20 protein-coding genes and 1 riboswitch are annotated in these 15,569 nt (G+C 45.1%); of the genes, 18 read left to right on the top strand and 2 right to left on the bottom strand.

The window, feature by feature from the left end; translation table 11 throughout:
• Positions 1-7: 7 nt before the first annotated feature.
• The 17 genes from fadE (at position 8) to sufB (ending at position 13,690) form a co-directional block, all read left to right on the top strand.
• Positions 8-1,792, top strand: coding sequence for an acyl-CoA dehydrogenase FadE (fadE, locus tag ABZM97_RS16955; protein WP_367387004.1), 1,785 nt, complete (start codon positions 8-10; stop codon positions 1,790-1,792).
• Between the two features lie 363 nt (positions 1,793-2,155).
• The gene (locus tag ABZM97_RS16950) at positions 2,156-2,512 is read left to right on the top strand and encodes an arsenate reductase family protein (protein WP_202328066.1); all 357 of its coding nucleotides are present in this window, start codon (positions 2,156-2,158) and stop codon (positions 2,510-2,512) included.
• Between the two features lie 66 nt (positions 2,513-2,578).
• The gene (gene gcvH / locus ABZM97_RS16945) at positions 2,579-2,962 is read left to right on the top strand and encodes a glycine cleavage system protein GcvH (protein WP_010330011.1); all 384 of its coding nucleotides are present in this window, start codon (positions 2,579-2,581) and stop codon (positions 2,960-2,962) included.
• A gap of 55 nt (positions 2,963-3,017) precedes the next feature.
• A complete protein-coding gene (locus tag ABZM97_RS16940; protein ID WP_087991074.1) occupies positions 3,018-3,254 on the top strand; it encodes a YusG family protein in 237 nt (78 codons plus the stop codon).
• A gap of 77 nt (positions 3,255-3,331) precedes the next feature.
• Positions 3,332-3,694, top strand: a complete 363-nt coding sequence (locus tag ABZM97_RS16935; protein ID WP_176365274.1) for a toprim domain-containing protein — start codon at positions 3,332-3,334, stop codon at positions 3,692-3,694.
• 1 nt (position 3,695) lies between these two features.
• Positions 3,696-4,016, top strand: coding sequence for a thioredoxin family protein (locus tag ABZM97_RS16930; protein ID WP_024713602.1), 321 nt, complete (start codon positions 3,696-3,698; stop codon positions 4,014-4,016).
• Positions 4,017-4,123: 107 nt separating this feature from the next.
• Positions 4,124-4,468 carry an SCP2 sterol-binding domain-containing protein gene (locus ABZM97_RS16925; protein WP_087991072.1) on the top strand — a complete coding sequence of 115 codons (345 nt, stop codon included), beginning with the start codon at positions 4,124-4,126 and terminating at the stop codon, positions 4,466-4,468.
• Between the two features lie 114 nt (positions 4,469-4,582).
• Positions 4,583-4,689: riboswitch (SAM riboswitch) on the top strand.
• A 105-nt stretch (positions 4,690-4,794) separates the two neighbouring features.
• Positions 4,795-5,820, top strand: coding sequence for a methionine ABC transporter ATP-binding protein MetN (metN, locus tag ABZM97_RS16920; protein WP_202328067.1), 1,026 nt, complete (start codon positions 4,795-4,797; stop codon positions 5,818-5,820).
• Positions 5,813-6,481 (top strand): methionine ABC transporter permease MetP, encoded by a 669-nt coding sequence (metP, locus tag ABZM97_RS16915; RefSeq protein WP_087991070.1) that lies wholly within the window; start codon positions 5,813-5,815, stop codon positions 6,479-6,481. The genes metN and metP overlap by 8 nt, the downstream gene beginning before the upstream one ends.
• Before the next feature lie 13 nt (positions 6,482-6,494).
• Entirely contained in the window at positions 6,495-7,316 is an 822-nt protein-coding gene (metQ, locus tag ABZM97_RS16910; RefSeq protein ID WP_148964046.1) for a methionine ABC transporter substrate-binding lipoprotein MetQ, read from the top strand.
• A 285-nt stretch (positions 7,317-7,601) separates the two neighbouring features.
• Positions 7,602-7,979 carry a carboxymuconolactone decarboxylase family protein gene (locus ABZM97_RS16905; protein ID WP_003222796.1) on the top strand — a complete coding sequence of 126 codons (378 nt, stop codon included), beginning with the start codon at positions 7,602-7,604 and terminating at the stop codon, positions 7,977-7,979.
• A gap of 192 nt (positions 7,980-8,171) precedes the next feature.
• Positions 8,172-8,309, top strand: a complete 138-nt coding sequence (locus tag ABZM97_RS16900) for a hypothetical protein (protein ID WP_202328068.1) — start codon at positions 8,172-8,174, stop codon at positions 8,307-8,309.
• Positions 8,310-8,502: 193 nt separating this feature from the next.
• A complete protein-coding gene (sufC, locus tag ABZM97_RS16895) occupies positions 8,503-9,288 on the top strand; it encodes a Fe-S cluster assembly ATPase SufC (RefSeq protein WP_087991066.1) in 786 nt (261 codons plus the stop codon).
• A 17-nt stretch (positions 9,289-9,305) separates the two neighbouring features.
• Entirely contained in the window at positions 9,306-10,619 is a 1,314-nt protein-coding gene (sufD, locus tag ABZM97_RS16890) for a Fe-S cluster assembly protein SufD (protein ID WP_202328069.1), read from the top strand.
• Entirely contained in the window at positions 10,619-11,839 is a 1,221-nt protein-coding gene (sufS, locus tag ABZM97_RS16885) for a cysteine desulfurase SufS (protein WP_367387003.1), read from the top strand. Before sufD ends, sufS begins: the two co-directional genes overlap by 1 nt.
• Positions 11,829-12,272 carry a Fe-S cluster assembly sulfur transfer protein SufU gene (gene sufU, locus ABZM97_RS16880; protein ID WP_019715645.1) on the top strand — a complete coding sequence of 148 codons (444 nt, stop codon included), beginning with the start codon at positions 11,829-11,831 and terminating at the stop codon, positions 12,270-12,272. The genes sufS and sufU overlap by 11 nt, the downstream gene beginning before the upstream one ends.
• Before the next feature lie 20 nt (positions 12,273-12,292).
• Complete coding sequence (gene sufB, locus ABZM97_RS16875; RefSeq protein ID WP_087991063.1) at positions 12,293-13,690, top strand: Fe-S cluster assembly protein SufB; 1,398 nt, start codon at positions 12,293-12,295, stop codon at positions 13,688-13,690.
• Between the two features lie 88 nt (positions 13,691-13,778).
• Here the strand turns inward: sufB and ABZM97_RS16870 are convergent, their stop codons facing one another.
• Both ABZM97_RS16870 and ABZM97_RS16865 read right to left on the bottom strand, forming a co-directional pair.
• Positions 13,779-14,051, bottom strand: a complete 273-nt coding sequence (locus ABZM97_RS16870) for a hypothetical protein (RefSeq protein ID WP_087991062.1) — start codon at positions 14,049-14,051, stop codon at positions 13,779-13,781.
• Positions 14,051-14,191, bottom strand: coding sequence for a spore protein (locus ABZM97_RS16865; RefSeq protein ID WP_202328106.1), 141 nt, complete (start codon positions 14,189-14,191; stop codon positions 14,051-14,053). Before ABZM97_RS16865 ends, ABZM97_RS16870 begins: the two co-directional genes overlap by 1 nt.
• 158 nt (positions 14,192-14,349) lie before the next feature.
• Here ABZM97_RS16865 and ABZM97_RS16860 point away from each other — a divergent pair, with 158 nt between their 5' ends.
• Positions 14,350-15,474 carry an FAD-binding oxidoreductase gene (locus ABZM97_RS16860; protein WP_087991060.1) on the top strand — a complete coding sequence of 375 codons (1,125 nt, stop codon included), beginning with the start codon at positions 14,350-14,352 and terminating at the stop codon, positions 15,472-15,474.
• The last annotated feature ends 95 nt before the right edge of the window (positions 15,475-15,569 follow it).

Below are 15,569 nucleotides of genomic sequence, written 5' to 3'. Positions count from 1 at the left end.
AAAATAAATGGCAAAAAAAGCGGCTGAAGTACAAAAAGGCGGCGGTTTCTTAATCGAGGATATCTCATACGATCAAATGTATACACCGGAGGATTTCACTGACGAGCATAAAATGATTGCGAAAACAACAGAGGACTACATCGAGCAAGATGTGCTCCCTCATATAGATGACATCGAAAACCATCAATTCGAGCATTCCGTCAGGCTATTAAAGAAAGCGGGCGAACTCGGGCTTCTTGGCGCCGATGTGCCAGAGGAGTACGGAGGGCTCGGTCTTGATAAAATCAGCTCGGCACTCATCACTGAAAAATTTTCGCGTGCGGGAAGCTTTTCGCTTTCTTATGGCGCGCATGTCGGCATTGGATCATTGCCGATCGTCTTTTTCGGGTCAGAAGAACAAAAGAAAACATATTTGCCCGGGCTCGCTTCAGGCGAAAAGATCGCGGCTTATGCACTGACTGAGCCGGGCTCCGGATCTGATGCCCTTGGAGCAAAAACAACAGCCGTGCTGAATGAAGCGGGTACGCATTACGTGTTAAACGGGGAAAAACAGTGGATTACCAACTCTGCCTTTGCTGATGTATTTGTTGTTTACGCTAAGGTGGACGGCGAAAAGTTCTCAGCCTTTATTGTAGAAAAAGATTTCCCGGGTGTATCTACGGGTCCGGAAGAAAAGAAAATGGGGATCAAAGGGTCATCGACAAGAACCCTCCTTTTAGATCAAGCTGAAGTGCCAAAGGAAAACCTGCTTGGCGAAATCGGCAAAGGGCATGTTATCGCCTTTAATATTCTAAATATCGGCCGCTACAAGCTGGCGGTTGGTTCAATCGGCGCATCTAAGCGGGTGATCGAGCTGTCCGCGGCATACGCGAACCAGCGCCGCCAATTTAAAACGCCGATTGCGGGCTTTTCGCTGACACAGGAAAAAATCGCGACAATGGCATCAAGGCTGTACGCGATGGAAAGCTCTGTGTACAGAACCGTCGGGCTGTTTGAAGACAATATGAGCCAGTTTACGGCCGAAGATCTCAAGGACGGCCGCCAAATTGCCAAGTCGATTGCCGAATATGCCATCGAATGCTCTCTTAATAAGGTATTCGGCTCCGAGACGCTTGATTATATCGTTGATGAAGGCGTGCAGATTCATGGAGGCTACGGTTTTATGCAGGAGTACGAAGTGGAAAGAGCCTATAGGGATTCAAGGATCAATCGGATTTTTGAAGGGACAAACGAAATCAACCGGTTAATCGTGCCAAGCACCTTCCTGAAAAAAGCGCTTAAAGGCGAACTGCCTCTATTTGAAAAAGCGCAAACGCTGCAGGAAGAACTCATGATGCTTATGCCTGAAGAGCCTGGCAGCGGCGTTTTAGAGCAGGAGAAATATATTGTCAAACAAGCTAAAAAAATCGCGCTGTTCGCCGCCGGTCTCGCCGCGCAAAAATACGGGAAAGCCATCGATCGCGAACAGGAAATTCTCGTCAACGTCGCGGACATCGTCAACAATGTGTACGCGATGGAGTCAGCCGTGCTGAGAACGGAAAAGGCCATTGCCGCGCAAGGCGGAGAAAAAGCGGCGCAAAAGGTGCTGTATACTGAAATTTTCGTTCAGGAGGCCTTTAACGAAATTGAAGCGCACGCGAAGGAATCCCTCATCGCAATGGAAGAAGGAGATTCACTCCGCATGATGCTTTCCGCTCTGCGCAAGCTGACGCGCGTAACACCTAAAAACGTGATTCAGAAAAAACGCGAAGCGGCAGCGGGCGTTTTTGAGGCTGAAAAATATATTGTCTGATTGGCGAAGAGCTCCGCATGCGCGGAGCTCTCAGCGTGTCGACAAACCCTCGCATTCGTTGTCAGTCCTGCGCGTTGGTGCTCACGAATGACGAAAGGAACGGCGGCTAAATGCTTAGGCGTCCTGCCTAAACACCGCCGTCATCACATCCTGTGAAAGTCTGCCAATGCTCGTCCTTCCTAGACTACAAGGGTTTTCAATCACGCTGAATAGATGACAAAATCCTAAAACAAAACCCGTTTTAGGATTTTGTCAACAATTTGAGGGCTCCGCATGCGGAGCCCTTTCAAAGAAGCACTGTTTTAGGTTTTTAAAACAAACTGTGTTAAAATAACCTCGATTATTTTATTGAGGGGGAAGAAGATGTCGTTAACTTTTTACTGGTACCCTAAATGCGGAACGTGCCGCAAAGCAAAGAAATGGCTTGAAGAGCATGGAAAAGAAATCAACGAAATACATATTGCAGAGCAGCCTCCAAGCAAAGAAGAACTAAAAGCGCTTTATGAAAAAAGCGGACTGGATCTCAAAAAATTTTTCAACACGAGCGGCATGAAATACCGCGAGCTCAATCTCAAGGAAAAGCTGTATCACATGTCGGAGGACGAACAGCTTGAACTGCTGGCTTCAGACGGAATGCTGATCAAACGACCGCTTACAACAGACGGCGAAAAAGTGACAGCCGGTTTTAAAGAAGACCAATTTGAAGAAAACTGGGCTTAATGTCAATTTTTTTTGAAAAGTATGGTATCTTCTTATTATAGTGCTGTAAAAAATGGAGGGATTCAATTGAGCATACCTAAAGATTTGCGTTACTCAGGAGAACACGAGTGGGTAAAAGTTGAAGGAGAAAAAGCCAGAATCGGGATTACGCATTTTGCCCAGTCCGAGCTAGGCGATATCGTGTTTGTCGAACTTCCTGAAGTGGGCGCTGAAATCAAAGCGGACGAGCCATTCGGCAGTGTTGAATCCGTTAAAACGGTATCTGAGCTTTATGCGCCGATTAACGGAACTGTTGTGGAAATTAACGAAGATCTTGATGACAGTCCGGAATTCGTAAACGAATCTCCGTACGAAAAAGCATGGATGATCGTCGTTGAGCCGTCTGACGCTTCTGAAATTGAAAAACTGATGACAGCAGAGCAATACGAAGAGATGACACAGGAAGACTAAAGCAGGATAGCTGTAAAGGCAATTGGACACGCTAACGTTATGGGAGGTGTCCAATATGGCTTTCAGCAAACAAAAGCTCGATGTCACCAATGATGTGACAGGCCGCTTTCAACATGGCCGGCTCTCGTTATATCATGAAAATGAGAGGATCGGCCAAATGACAAGCATGAATGAATATGAGCTTAAGTCCGGTTATTCCTTTGAAAATGAGAAATTTTATAAGACAGCCGATGTGGTCTCGGGAAACGACGCAAAATATGTGGATTGTGACTACGAAAACGGCTGGTGTTAATGTTGGCGGTGAATTTCACTGCCTTCTTTTACAATCTGAACGTTTCAAATTTGACGCGGCAGGTGAAGAAGATGAAGATGGATGAGCTGGAAAAGGTTATGATTGTCGAAGGGAAATCAGATAAAGAGAAAATCGAAAGCGTCCTGGATGAACCGGTGCGCATTATCTGCACAAACGGAACAATCAGCCAGCTGAGGCTTGAGGAATTGGCTGACGAGCTTTATGATAAAGACGTCTATATATTAGTGGATGCTGACGAATCAGGCGAGAAATTGAGAAAACAACTGAAAAGAGAATTTAACGAAGCCTGCCATCTGCATATCGACAGAGCCTATAAAGAAGTGGCGGCTGCGCCCAGACACCACGTCGCCTCTGTATTGCTGCGCGCGAATCTGAATGTCCATACTATTTTTCTTGAAAGAAAGTCCCGAGGTGTATAGCATGAAAGAACTCCAGGAACACGAGCTTGAGCACATTGCTGATGATGTGTATCTTCTGTATTTATATACTCCGTTTTGCGGCACTTGCCAGCTTGCAAGCAAAATGCTGACAGTGGTGAAAGAAATGCTGCCTGATGTCGCCTTCTATCAAAACAATGTCAATTACTCTCCGACATTCGCAAAAGCCTATCAAATTGAAAGCGTCCCTTGTTTTCTGCTGTTTAAAGGAGGAAAAGTGGTTGAAAGAGGATATGCGTTTCATTCCGTTTCTTATTTATATGAGCTGATCAAACAAAAATCATCTTCCGCATCCCATTTATGACATATTTCTCAGCGCATTCCAATGAAATTGTCGTTCGTTTTATAAAGGGGTTCGTGCGCCAGAGAGAGAAATGTCTATGTATGACCAACAAATAGGAGGTTGTACATATGGAGAAAGCGGAAGTTTTGGAAGATGAGTATCAGCATCTGTTTTTAAAACCCCTTTTGAGCGCTTCAACATTGCTTATTACCTTCCAAGGAGAAACAGAAGCCTTAACCGTCTCAATAAACGAACAGGGAGAAATGAAAAAAATTTCTCCGCGCCAACCGTCCAACCTGACCTTTTACGGAAACCAATCCGAAATCATTCATTTATTGCACGGAGACATTTCCCTTCAGCATCTGATTCAGAGCGGAAGCCTAAAAGTCAAGGGGTCCTTCAGAGCCCTGTTAAAGCTTGAAGCGATTCTCTGGCTGACGAATGGTTTTTTTCAGAGGATTGTGAATAATTAAAAAATAGCAAATTATTATAATAGTAAAAGTTGACATCATTTATTTTATTGACATGCAATCATCCGCCATGCTATTCTACATTAAGAATTTCCGGACGAAAAAGACTATATATTTCTCTTATCAAGAGAGGTGGAGGGAAGTGCCCTATGAAGCCCGGCAACCATCAACACTGTTGAAATGGTGCCAATTCACACGAAGCGTTCAGCTTTGAAAGATGAGAGAAAGGCATTTTATATAAGCCTTTCTGCTCAAGTGTGCAGAAAGGTTTTTCTTTTGCAGAAAACCCCGGAAGATTTCTTAGAATAGTGTTAAGGCAGGTGATTGCTTTGATCAATCTTCAAGATGTTTCAAAAGTGTATAAGTCGAAACATGGAGATGTCAATGCTGTCCAAAATGTCTCGCTTTCCATTAAAAAAGGTGAGATTTTTGGAATTATAGGATATAGCGGAGCTGGTAAAAGTTCCTTAATCCGTCTGCTGAACGGCCTTGAGAAACCAACCTCAGGAACCGTGGAAGTGGCGGGAACCAAGATTAATGAAGTAAACGGACGCGGGTTAAGAAACGCACGCCATGACATCAGCATGATTTTCCAGCACTTCAATTTGCTTTGGTCGCGGACCGTCAGAGATAACATCATGTTTCCTCTGGAAATTGCCGGGGTGAAAAAGAGCGAGCGTATCAAGCGCGCCAATGAACTGATTAAACTGGTAGGTTTAGAAGGAAAAGAAAAATCTTATCCGTCTCAGCTGAGCGGCGGACAAAAGCAGCGTGTCGGAATCGCCAGAGCGCTCGCAAACAATCCGAAGGTTCTCCTTTGTGATGAAGCGACATCAGCACTAGATCCGCAAACGACAGATTCAATTTTGGATCTATTGTCCGATATTAATGATAGACTCGGTTTGACAATTGTGCTGATCACGCACGAAATGCATGTGATCCGCAAAATCTGCAACAGAGTCGCTGTCATGGAAAACGGAAAGGTTGTGGAAGAAGGCGAAGTTCTCGATGTCTTCAAAAACCCGAAGGAAGACATGACAAAACGGTTTGTTCAGCAGGTGACAGAGCCGGAAGAAACGAAAGAAACGCTTCAGCACCTTCTTGATGAAACAGCATCAGGAAAAATGGTTCAGCTCACATTTGTCGGTGATTCGGCTGAACAGCCTCTGATTACAGAGATGATCAGAAACTTTAATGTCAGCGTCAATATTCTGCAAGGGAAAATCTCGCAGACGAAGGATGGAGCCTACGGTTCACTGTTTATCCATATTGACGGAGACGAGGAAGAAGTGCAAAACGTGATCGGGTTTATTAATGACAAACAGGTGAAAGCAGAGGTGATCACGAATGTTTGAAAAATACTTCCCGAACGTTGATTTAACAGAATTGTGGAACGCGACATATGAAACCCTTTATATGACGCTGATCTCTTTGCTGTTTGCTTTTGTCATCGGGGTGATTCTCGGCTTGCTGCTCTTTCTGACAAGTAAAGGGAGCCTCTGGCAGAATAAAACGATCAACTCTGTGATTGCGGCCGTTGTCAACATATTCAGGTCGATTCCGTTCCTTATTTTAATTATTTTACTGCTAGGATTTACGAAGTTTTTGGTCGGCACGATCTTAGGGCCAAACGCCGCATTGCCTGCGCTGGTTATCGGCTCGGCACCGTTTTACGCGCGCCTTGCTGAAATCGCGCTCCGTGAGGTGGATAAAGGTGTTATTGAAGCAGCTAAATCAATGGGGGCTAAGACATCTACGATTATTTTCAAAGTGCTGCTTCCGGAATCTATGCCGGCTCTTATTTCTGGTATCACGGTTACGGCGATCGCATTGATCGGCTCAACGGCAATTGCCGGAGCCATCGGTTCAGGCGGTCTTGGAAACCTTGCGTACGTGGAAGGCTATCAGTCGAATAATACTGATGTGACCTTCGTTGCTACTGTGTTTATTTTAATCATCGTGTTTATTATTCAAATCATCGGTGATGTTATAACAAATATTATAGACAAACGATAAGGGAGGATTTACATTGAAAAAACTATTTTTAGGTGCATTACTGCTTGTATTTGCAGGAGTTATGGCTGCCTGCGGTTCGAATAACGCCGAATCTGGTAAGAAAGAAATTGTCGTTGCTGCGACAAAAACACCGCATGCGGAAATTTTAAAAGAAGCTGAACCACTGTTGAAAGAAAAAGGCTACACGCTGAAAGTGAAAGTGCTTAGTGATTACAAGATGTACAACAAAGCTTTAGCTGATAAAGAAGTGGATGCGAACTACTTCCAGCACATTCCTTACCTTGACCAAGAAATGAAAGAAAACACAGATTACAAACTTGTGAATGCCGGTGCTGTTCACTTAGAGCCATTTGGTATTTACTCTAAAAAATACAAATCACTGAAAGACCTTCCAGACGGCGCGACCATTATCCTGACAAACAACGTCGCTGAACAAGGCCGTATGCTTGCAATGCTTGAAAATGCTGGATTAATCACACTTGATTCTAAAGTCGAAACAGTTGACGCAACATTGAAAGACATTAAGAAAAACCCGAAAAATCTTGAATTCAAAAAGGTAGCGCCTGAATTAACGGCAAAAGCATATGATAACAAAGAAGGAGACGCGGTCTTCATCAATGTAAACTATGCGATCCAAAGTAAATTAAATCCTAAAAAAGACGCGATTGAAGTGGAAGCAACGAAAAACAACCCATACGCTAACATCATCGCAGTAAGAAAAGGCGAAGAAGATTCTGACAAGATTAAAGCGTTGATGGAAGTTCTTCACTCTAAAAAGATCAAAGACTTCATCGAGAAAAAATACGACGGAGCTGTGCTTCCTGTATCTGAATAAGACTGAAACCCCGGATAAGAAATCCGGGGTTCAATTATTGACAAAGCCATAAAACGATATTCGTTTTATGGCTTTGTCATCTTTTCAGCGTGATTGAAAACCCTTGAAGTCTAGGAAGAACGAGCATTGGAGCAGAGCGAATGTTGTAATTCGTGAGCACCAACGCGGAGGTCTGACAACGAATGCGAGGGTTTGCTGACACGGTGAAACCCCGGATGAGAAATCCGGGGTTTTTTTCGGGTATTTTCCTAAAAGCTGTTCATAATAAAAAGGAATGTTAAACAGATGGAGGGATTTTCTTTGAATCAAGACAGAGGAAGCATGCAGGACGCGCTAAAACAATATAAATTAGGTCTAGGCACATTCGAACAAAAGATGCCGCTGATGGGGAGAAAGTTCAACGAGTTTACTGAACAATGCTTTGCCGGAAACTCACTGACTGAAAGAGAAAAACAGCTGATCGCCCTTGGAATCGCCATCAATGCCCAGGATGAATATTGTATGATCTATCATACAAAAGGCTGTCTGGATGAGGGAGCGACAGAAGAGAATATTCTCGAAGCTGTCAGTGTGGCAGCGGCGTTTGGAGGCGGAGCGGCTCTTAGCCAGGGTGTGACAGTTGTACAGCAGTGCATAGAGGAATTCGGAAACACCACGCATTAAGAGAAGGAATATTCCGAAAAACGATTCTCATTTGTTCTAAAAGGATGCTTTCGTCTCATCTGCCGCTATTTCAAGCCATATCCTTTTTGCGGCATCCATCAGAGCGCTGATACAATAGAAGCAAATAAATGAAGGGATTGATTCATTATTTGCAACAGCCAGGATAGACTGAACCTCGATTATACGTCAGAAATGGAAAAAGCGATGCAGCTGTCTCACGGAATTGGATACGAGGAATACGGACGCCGGCTGGAAACAAGAATGAAAGTAGAGCGGCAGAGAGAGCTTGATTATGCAAAGAGCAAGCGGATTTCTGCGGGAGCTTATTGAGAAAATCAATCTTCTAAAAAAGGGTGGGAATCCACTCTTTTTCTTTTTCAATCGCTTTAATAAAGTGCTGATCTTTGTTAAACTTGAGAAATGTGCAAGGCACGATAAAAAGTTGTATTTACTTTTCATTTGTTATAAAATTAGAATGAGAATAAAATGAGAATAATGATTATATATTTTTGGAGGTATAGATATGGCTGCTTCAACATTAACGATCAAAGGTCTTCACGTTGAAATCGAAGGGAAAGAGATCTTAAAGGGTGTAAACCTTGAAATAAAAGGCGGAGAGTTCCACGCAGTAATGGGTCCGAACGGAACTGGTAAATCCACTCTCTCAGCTGCTATTATGGGGCATCCTAAGTATGAAGTAACAAAAGGCAGCATCACGCTTGACGGCAAAGATGTACTGGAGATGGAAGTGGACGAGCGCGCGCAGGCAGGTTTATTCCTTGCGATGCAGTACCCTAGTGAAATCAGCGGTGTGACAAATGCCGACTTCCTTCGTTCAGCAATCAACGCGCGCAGAGAAGAAGGCGATGAAATTTCTCTCATGAAATTCATCCGCAAAATGGACGAAAACATGGAGTTCCTTGAAATGGACCCTGAAATGGCTCAGCGCTACCTTAACGAAGGCTTCTCAGGCGGAGAGAAAAAACGCAACGAAATCCTTCAATTAATGATGATTGAACCGAGAATCGCCATCCTTGATGAAATCGACTCAGGTCTTGACATTGATGCTCTGAAAGTTGTATCTAAAGGGATCAACAAAATGCGCAGCGAAAACTTCGGCTGCCTGATGATCACGCACTATCAGCGCCTGTTAAACTACATCACTCCGGATGTTGTTCACGTTATGATGCAAGGCCGCGTTGTAAAATCCGGCGGTGCAGAACTTGCACAGCGTCTCGAAGCAGAAGGTTATGACTGGATTAAACAAGAACTTGGTATTGAAGACGAAACTGTAGGCCAAGAAGCGTAAGCGTTAGGGGGATTAACATGACACTAGATACAAAACTATCCGTAGATCAGGAGTATCTCAAAAGCTTTTCCGAAAAGCATCAAGAACCTGCCTGGCTGAAAGACCTGCGCTTACAGGCTCTTGAACAAGCTGAGGATCTGCCGATGCCGAAGCCTGACAAAACAAAAATCACAAACTGGAACTTCACGAATTTTGCGAAGCATACAGTTGATAACGAACCGCTTTCTTCATTGGAAGATTTGACTGATGAAGTAAAAGCGCTGATCGATGTTGAAAACGAAGATAAAACATTATACGTACAGCGTGACCAGACGCCGGCATACCTTTCTCTTTCTCAAGAATTGAAAGACAAAGGCGTCATCTTCACTGATATTCTGACTGCCGCACGCGAGCACACCGACTTGGTGGAGAAATACTTTATGAAGGACGGCGTGAAGGTTGATGAGCATAAATTAACTGCGCTTCACGCGGCTCTTGTTAACGGAGGAGCATTCCTTTATGTTCCGAAAAATGTCCAGGTGGAGACGCCGGTTCAGGCTGTTTATGTCCACGAAAGCAACGATACGGCTCTCTTCAACCACGTGCTGATTGTGGCTGAAGATCACAGCTCTGTAACGTATGTTGAAAACTACATCAGCACTGTAAACCCGAAAGACGCTGTCTTCAATATGATCAGTGAGGTCATCACAGGTGATAATGCCAGCGTGACATACGGTGCGGTGGATAATCTGTCCAGCGGTGTGACAACTTATGTTAACCGCCGCGGTGCTGCGCGCGGGCGCGACAGCAAAATTGAGTGGGCTCTCGGTCTTATGAACGACGGCGACACGATTTCCGAAAACACAACAAACCTTTACGGTGACGGCACATACGGCGATACAAAAACAGTTGTTGTCGGTAGAGGAGAGCAAACACAAAACTTTACAACACAAATCATCCATTTCGGTAAAGCTTCAGAAGGATATATCTTAAAGCACGGTGTGATGAAGGATTCCGCTTCTTCTATCTTTAACGGAATCGGCAAAATCGAACATGGCGCTTCTAAAGCGAATGCAGAGCAAGAATCACGTGTGCTGATGCTCAGTGAAAAAGCACGCGGAGACGCAAACCCTATTCTTTTAATTGACGAAGACGATGTAACTGCAGGACATGCGGCATCTGTCGGCCGTGTTGACCCTATTCAGCTTTACTACCTGATGAGCCGCGGAATTGCGAAAGAAGAAGCAGAACGCTTAGTCATCTACGGATTCCTTGCGCCGGTAGTAAACGAACTTCCGATTGAGGGCGTTAAGAAACAATTGGTTTCTGTTATCGAAAGGAAAGTAAAGTAATGAATATCACGGATATTCGTGAACAGTTCCCGATCCTTCATCAGCAAGTGAACGGACATGATCTCGTTTATCTCGACAGCGCGGCGACTTCCCAAAAGCCGCGTGCTGTCATTGAAACACTGGATAAGTATTATAATCAATACAATTCCAATGTTCACCGGGGCGTCCATACACTTGGAACCAGAGCGACAGACGGTTATGAAGGAGCGCGTGAAAAAGTCCGCAAGTTTATTAACGCGAAGTCAATGGCTGAGATTATTTTCACAAAAGGCACGACCACAGCACTGAATATGGTGGCGTTAAGCTATGCGCGCGCCAACCTGAAACCGGGTGATGAAGTGGTCATCACCTACATGGAGCATCATGCGAATATCATTCCGTGGCAGCAGGCTGTCAAAGCGACTGGCGCCACATTAAAATATATTCCGCTGCAGGAAGACGGAACGATTTCTTTGGATGACGTAAGAACGACTGTCACAAGCAATACAAAGATTGTTGCAGTGTCCCATGTATCTAACGTTCTCGGTACGATCAACCCGATTAAAGACATGGCGAAAATCGCTCATGACAATGGGGCTGTTATTGTGGTGGACGGTGCGCAAAGCACGCCTCACATGAAAATTGACGTGCATGATCTCGATTGCGACTTCTTTGCGCTTTCTTCCCATAAAATGTGCGGACCTACCGGTATTGGTGTGCTGTACGGAAAGAAAGCCCTGCTGGAAAACATGGAGCCTGCCGAATTCGGCGGTGAAATGATCGACTTTGTCGGGCTTTATGAATCAACTTGGAAAGAGCTTCCGTGGAAATTCGAAGCGGGTACGCCGATTATTGCAGGAGCAATCGGCCTTGGCGCCGCAATTGATTTTCTCGAGGAAATCGGTCTCGATGAGATTTCCCGCCACGAGCACAAGCTTGCAGCTTATGCGCTTGAACGCTTCCGCCAGCTTGACGGCGTAACGGTTTACGGGCCGGAAGAGCGTGCAGGGCTTGTCACATTTAATCTTGATGATGTTCATCCTCATGATGTGGCAACCGTACTTGATGCGGAAGGGATCGCTGTCAGAGCGGGCCATCACTGCGCGCAGCCGCTGATGAAATGGCTGGATGTAACTGCTACTGCAAGAGCAAGCTTTTATCTGTATAATACAGAGGAAGAGATTGATAAGCTTGTGGAAGCTCTTCAAAAGACAAAGGAGTATTTTACAAATGTCTTTTAATGCAAACTTAGATACATTGTACAGACAGGTGATTATGGATCATTACAAAAACCCGCGCAACAAAGGGGTTTTGAATGACAGCATCGTCGTGGATATGAACAATCCGACATGCGGCGACCGAATCAGGCTGACAATGAAGCTTGACGGAGACATCGTGGAAGATGCGAAATTTGAAGGGGAAGGCTGTTCCATTTCAATGGCATCCGCTTCGATGATGACTCAGGCGATTAAAGGGAAAGATATCGAAACAGCCCTTTCCATGTCTAAGATTTTCTCGGATATGATGCAAGGGAATGAATATGATGATTCTATAGATCTCGGGGATATTGAAGCTCTTCAAGGCGTTTCAAAATTCCCGGCCCGTATCAAATGTGCAACCCTGTCATGGAAAGCACTTGAAAAAGGAGTCGCAAAAGAAGAAGGCGGCAATTAAAAGGATTGGAGTGAAAATGGATGGCTAAAAAAATGCCTGATATTGGTGAATACAAGTATGGTTTTCACGACAAGGACGTTTCCATTTTCCGTTCAGAGCGCGGATTGACAAAAGAAATCGTAGAAGAAATTTCTCGCATGAAAGAAGAGCCTCAATGGATGCTTGATTTCCGCTTGAAATCACTTGAGCATTTCTACAACATGCCGATGCCTCAATGGGGCGGAGACTTAAACTCACTGAACTTTGACGAAATTACGTACTACGTAAAACCGTCTGAGCGTTCAGAGCGTTCTTGGGATGAAGTGCCTGACGAAATTAAGCAAACATTTGACAAACTTGGTATTCCTGAAGCTGAACAAAAATACCTTGCGGGTGTTTCTGCTCAGTACGAATCTGAGGTTGTATACCACAATATGAAAGAAGATCTTGAAGCGCAGGGCATCGTCTTTAAAGACACTGACAGCGCGCTGAAAGAAAACGAAGATATCTTCCGTGAGCACTGGGCAAAAGTGATCCCGCCGACTGATAACAAGTTTGCGGCGCTTAACTCAGCTGTTTGGTCCGGCGGATCTTTCATCTACGTGCCTAAAGGCGTGAAGGTTGAAACACCGCTTCAAGCTTACTTCCGTATCAACTCTGAAAACATGGGACAGTTCGAACGTACGCTGATCATCGTCGACGAAGAAGCAAGCGTTCATTATGTTGAAGGCTGTACTGCGCCTGTCTACACAACAAACTCACTTCACAGTGCGGTTGTTGAGATCATCGTGAAAAAAGGCGGCTACTGCCGTTATACAACGATCCAAAACTGGGCGAACAACGTTTACAACCTTGTAACGAAGCGTACGGTCTGTGAAGAAAACGCAACAATGGAATGGATCGACGGCAACATCGGTTCTAAACTGACAATGAAATATCCGGCTTGTATCCTAAAAGGCGAAGGCGCGCGCGGTATGACGCTTTCTATCGCTCTTGCGGGTAAAGGCCAGCATCAGGATGCGGGTGCGAAAATGGTTCACCTTGCACCAAACACATCATCCACAATCGTATCAAAATCGATTTCAAAACAAGGCGGAAAAGTAACATACCGCGGAATCGTCCACTTCGGACGCAAAGCGGAAGGCGCCCGTTCTAACATCGAGTGCGATACGCTCATTATGGATAACAAATCAACTTCTGACACCATTCCTTACAATGAAATCTTAAATGATAACATTTCATTGGAGCACGAAGCGAAAGTGTCTAAAGTATCTGAAGAGCAGCTCTTCTACTTGATGAGCCGCGGCATTTCCGAAGAAGAAGCGACAGAAATGATCGTCATGGGCTTCATCGAGCCATTCACAAAAGAGCTTCCAATGGAATACGCAGTTGAAATGAACCGTTTGATTAAGTTCGAAATGGAAGGTTCAATCGGTTAATTGTTTCATGAAAAAGGGCGTGACTGGTTTTCAGTTGCGTCCTTTTTGTATGCAGAAGAAAACCGCAGGCCGAGGGGCCGCGCGGTTTCTACTCTTCATTCTCCTGATTGATGACTTGCTTTACAGATGTACCGTTGTGAGATCCATTGTTCATCTCTCGTAATTGATTATAAGCCGTGTCAAATTCCTCTTTTGACATCTGCTTAGCCGCTAATGCAGAGCATAAAAGGGCAAAGGCGATCGGCATTGTATCAATGTGAATATCGATATGAACCTCTGAGTTGCCGCTATTTTTGATCGCGGATTCAGTAGCGGGCATGTCTTGAGCATGTCTGTTGATTGGAATAATATTTTCGTTCATTACTCATCCCCGTCTTGTGCCTGCGCCTGATCCTGATCAGTATTCACGTTGACCACGACTTTTGCATTACCGCTGTTTTGGACGTTTGCAACAGCTGCATCGCGTCTGTTTTCCTCATTTTCATGACGATTTTCGCTCATGGTATCATCCTTTCTCTATTGATAGTGACAGGATATTCGATAGGAGAGTAAAGAGATTGGACGGACTTCGCGGTTTTTCCCCATTAGGGCAAAAGGTCGAAGGAAAGCACTCGATTTGGTAAAATGAATAGAGATTATAATAGAAAAGGTGTTTGCATATGAAATCGTACATCATCGTCGGCGCAGGGATTCTCGGCGCGTCGGCTGCTTATCATCTTGTCAAATTGGGTGCCCGGGTCACGGTGATTGACCGGAAGGAACCTGGACAAGCGACTGATGCGGCGGCCGGGATCGTCTGTCCTTGGCTCTCACAGCGCCGCAATCAGGATTGGTATCGGCTTGCTAAGGGAGGAGCACGTTACTATAAAGATTTAATCCATCAATTGGAGGAAGACGGAGAAACGGACACAGGATATAAGCGTGTCGGTGCCATCAGTATTCATACTGATGCGTCAAAGCTTGATAAGATGGAGGAGCGGGCGTATAAGAGACGGGAGGATGCGCCGGAGATCGGCGGCATTACCCGCTTGTCCGCAAGTGAAACGAAAAAGCTGTTTCCGCTTTTAGCTGATGGCTATGAATCGGTTCATATCAGCGGTGCCGCCCGTGTGAACGGGAGAGCGCTGTGCCGGTCACTTTTAAGCGCTGCAGAGAAACGCGGCGCAAAGATCATCAAAGGAAATGCGTCCCTGCTTTTTGAAAACGGAACGGTCACCGGCGTGCAAACAGACACACAGCAGTTTGCGGCTGACGCTGTGATTGTGGCGGCGGGGGCATGGGCCAATGAATTGATGAAGCCTCTGGGCATTTATTTTCAAGTGTCCTTTCAGAAAGCGCAGATTATGCACTTTGAAATCCCGGGTGCCGATACCGGATCGTGGCCGGTGGTGATGCCGCCGAATGATCAGTATATTCTTTCGTTTGAGGACGGCAGAATTGTAGCAGGCGCCACCCATGAAAATGAGGCCGATCTAGATGATCTGCGTGTAACAGCCGGAGGACAGCATGAAGTCTTAAGCAAAGCGCTTGCAGTAGCGCCGGGCCTTGCTGACAGTACTACTACGGAAACAAGAGTGGGCTTCAGGCCGTTTACACCGGGATTTCTCCCGGTTGTCGGCGCTGTGCCGGATGTTCAAGGGCTTTACGCCGCTAATGGTTTAGGCGCTTCGGGATTAACGATGGGGCCTTTCTTGGGTTCAGAGCTCGCAAAGCTAGTTCTCGGAAAGCAGACAGAAATAGACCTTAGCCCTTATAATCCAGCCGGAGCGTTGCATAATAAGTAAAAGCATAACAAACAAATCGTATAAAGCTGTTCTAGCTTTTCTTTTCTGTCTGTGTTAGCATTTATCTTTAATGAAAAAGAGGACGTGAACTGATT

The organism is Bacillus vallismortis (assembly GCF_040784915.1).
Classification (GTDB): domain Bacteria; phylum Bacillota; class Bacilli; order Bacillales; family Bacillaceae; genus Bacillus; species Bacillus subtilis_G.
The sequence above is the reverse complement of the archived record's forward strand: the minus strand, read 5'-3'. Positions and strand labels throughout refer to the sequence as shown.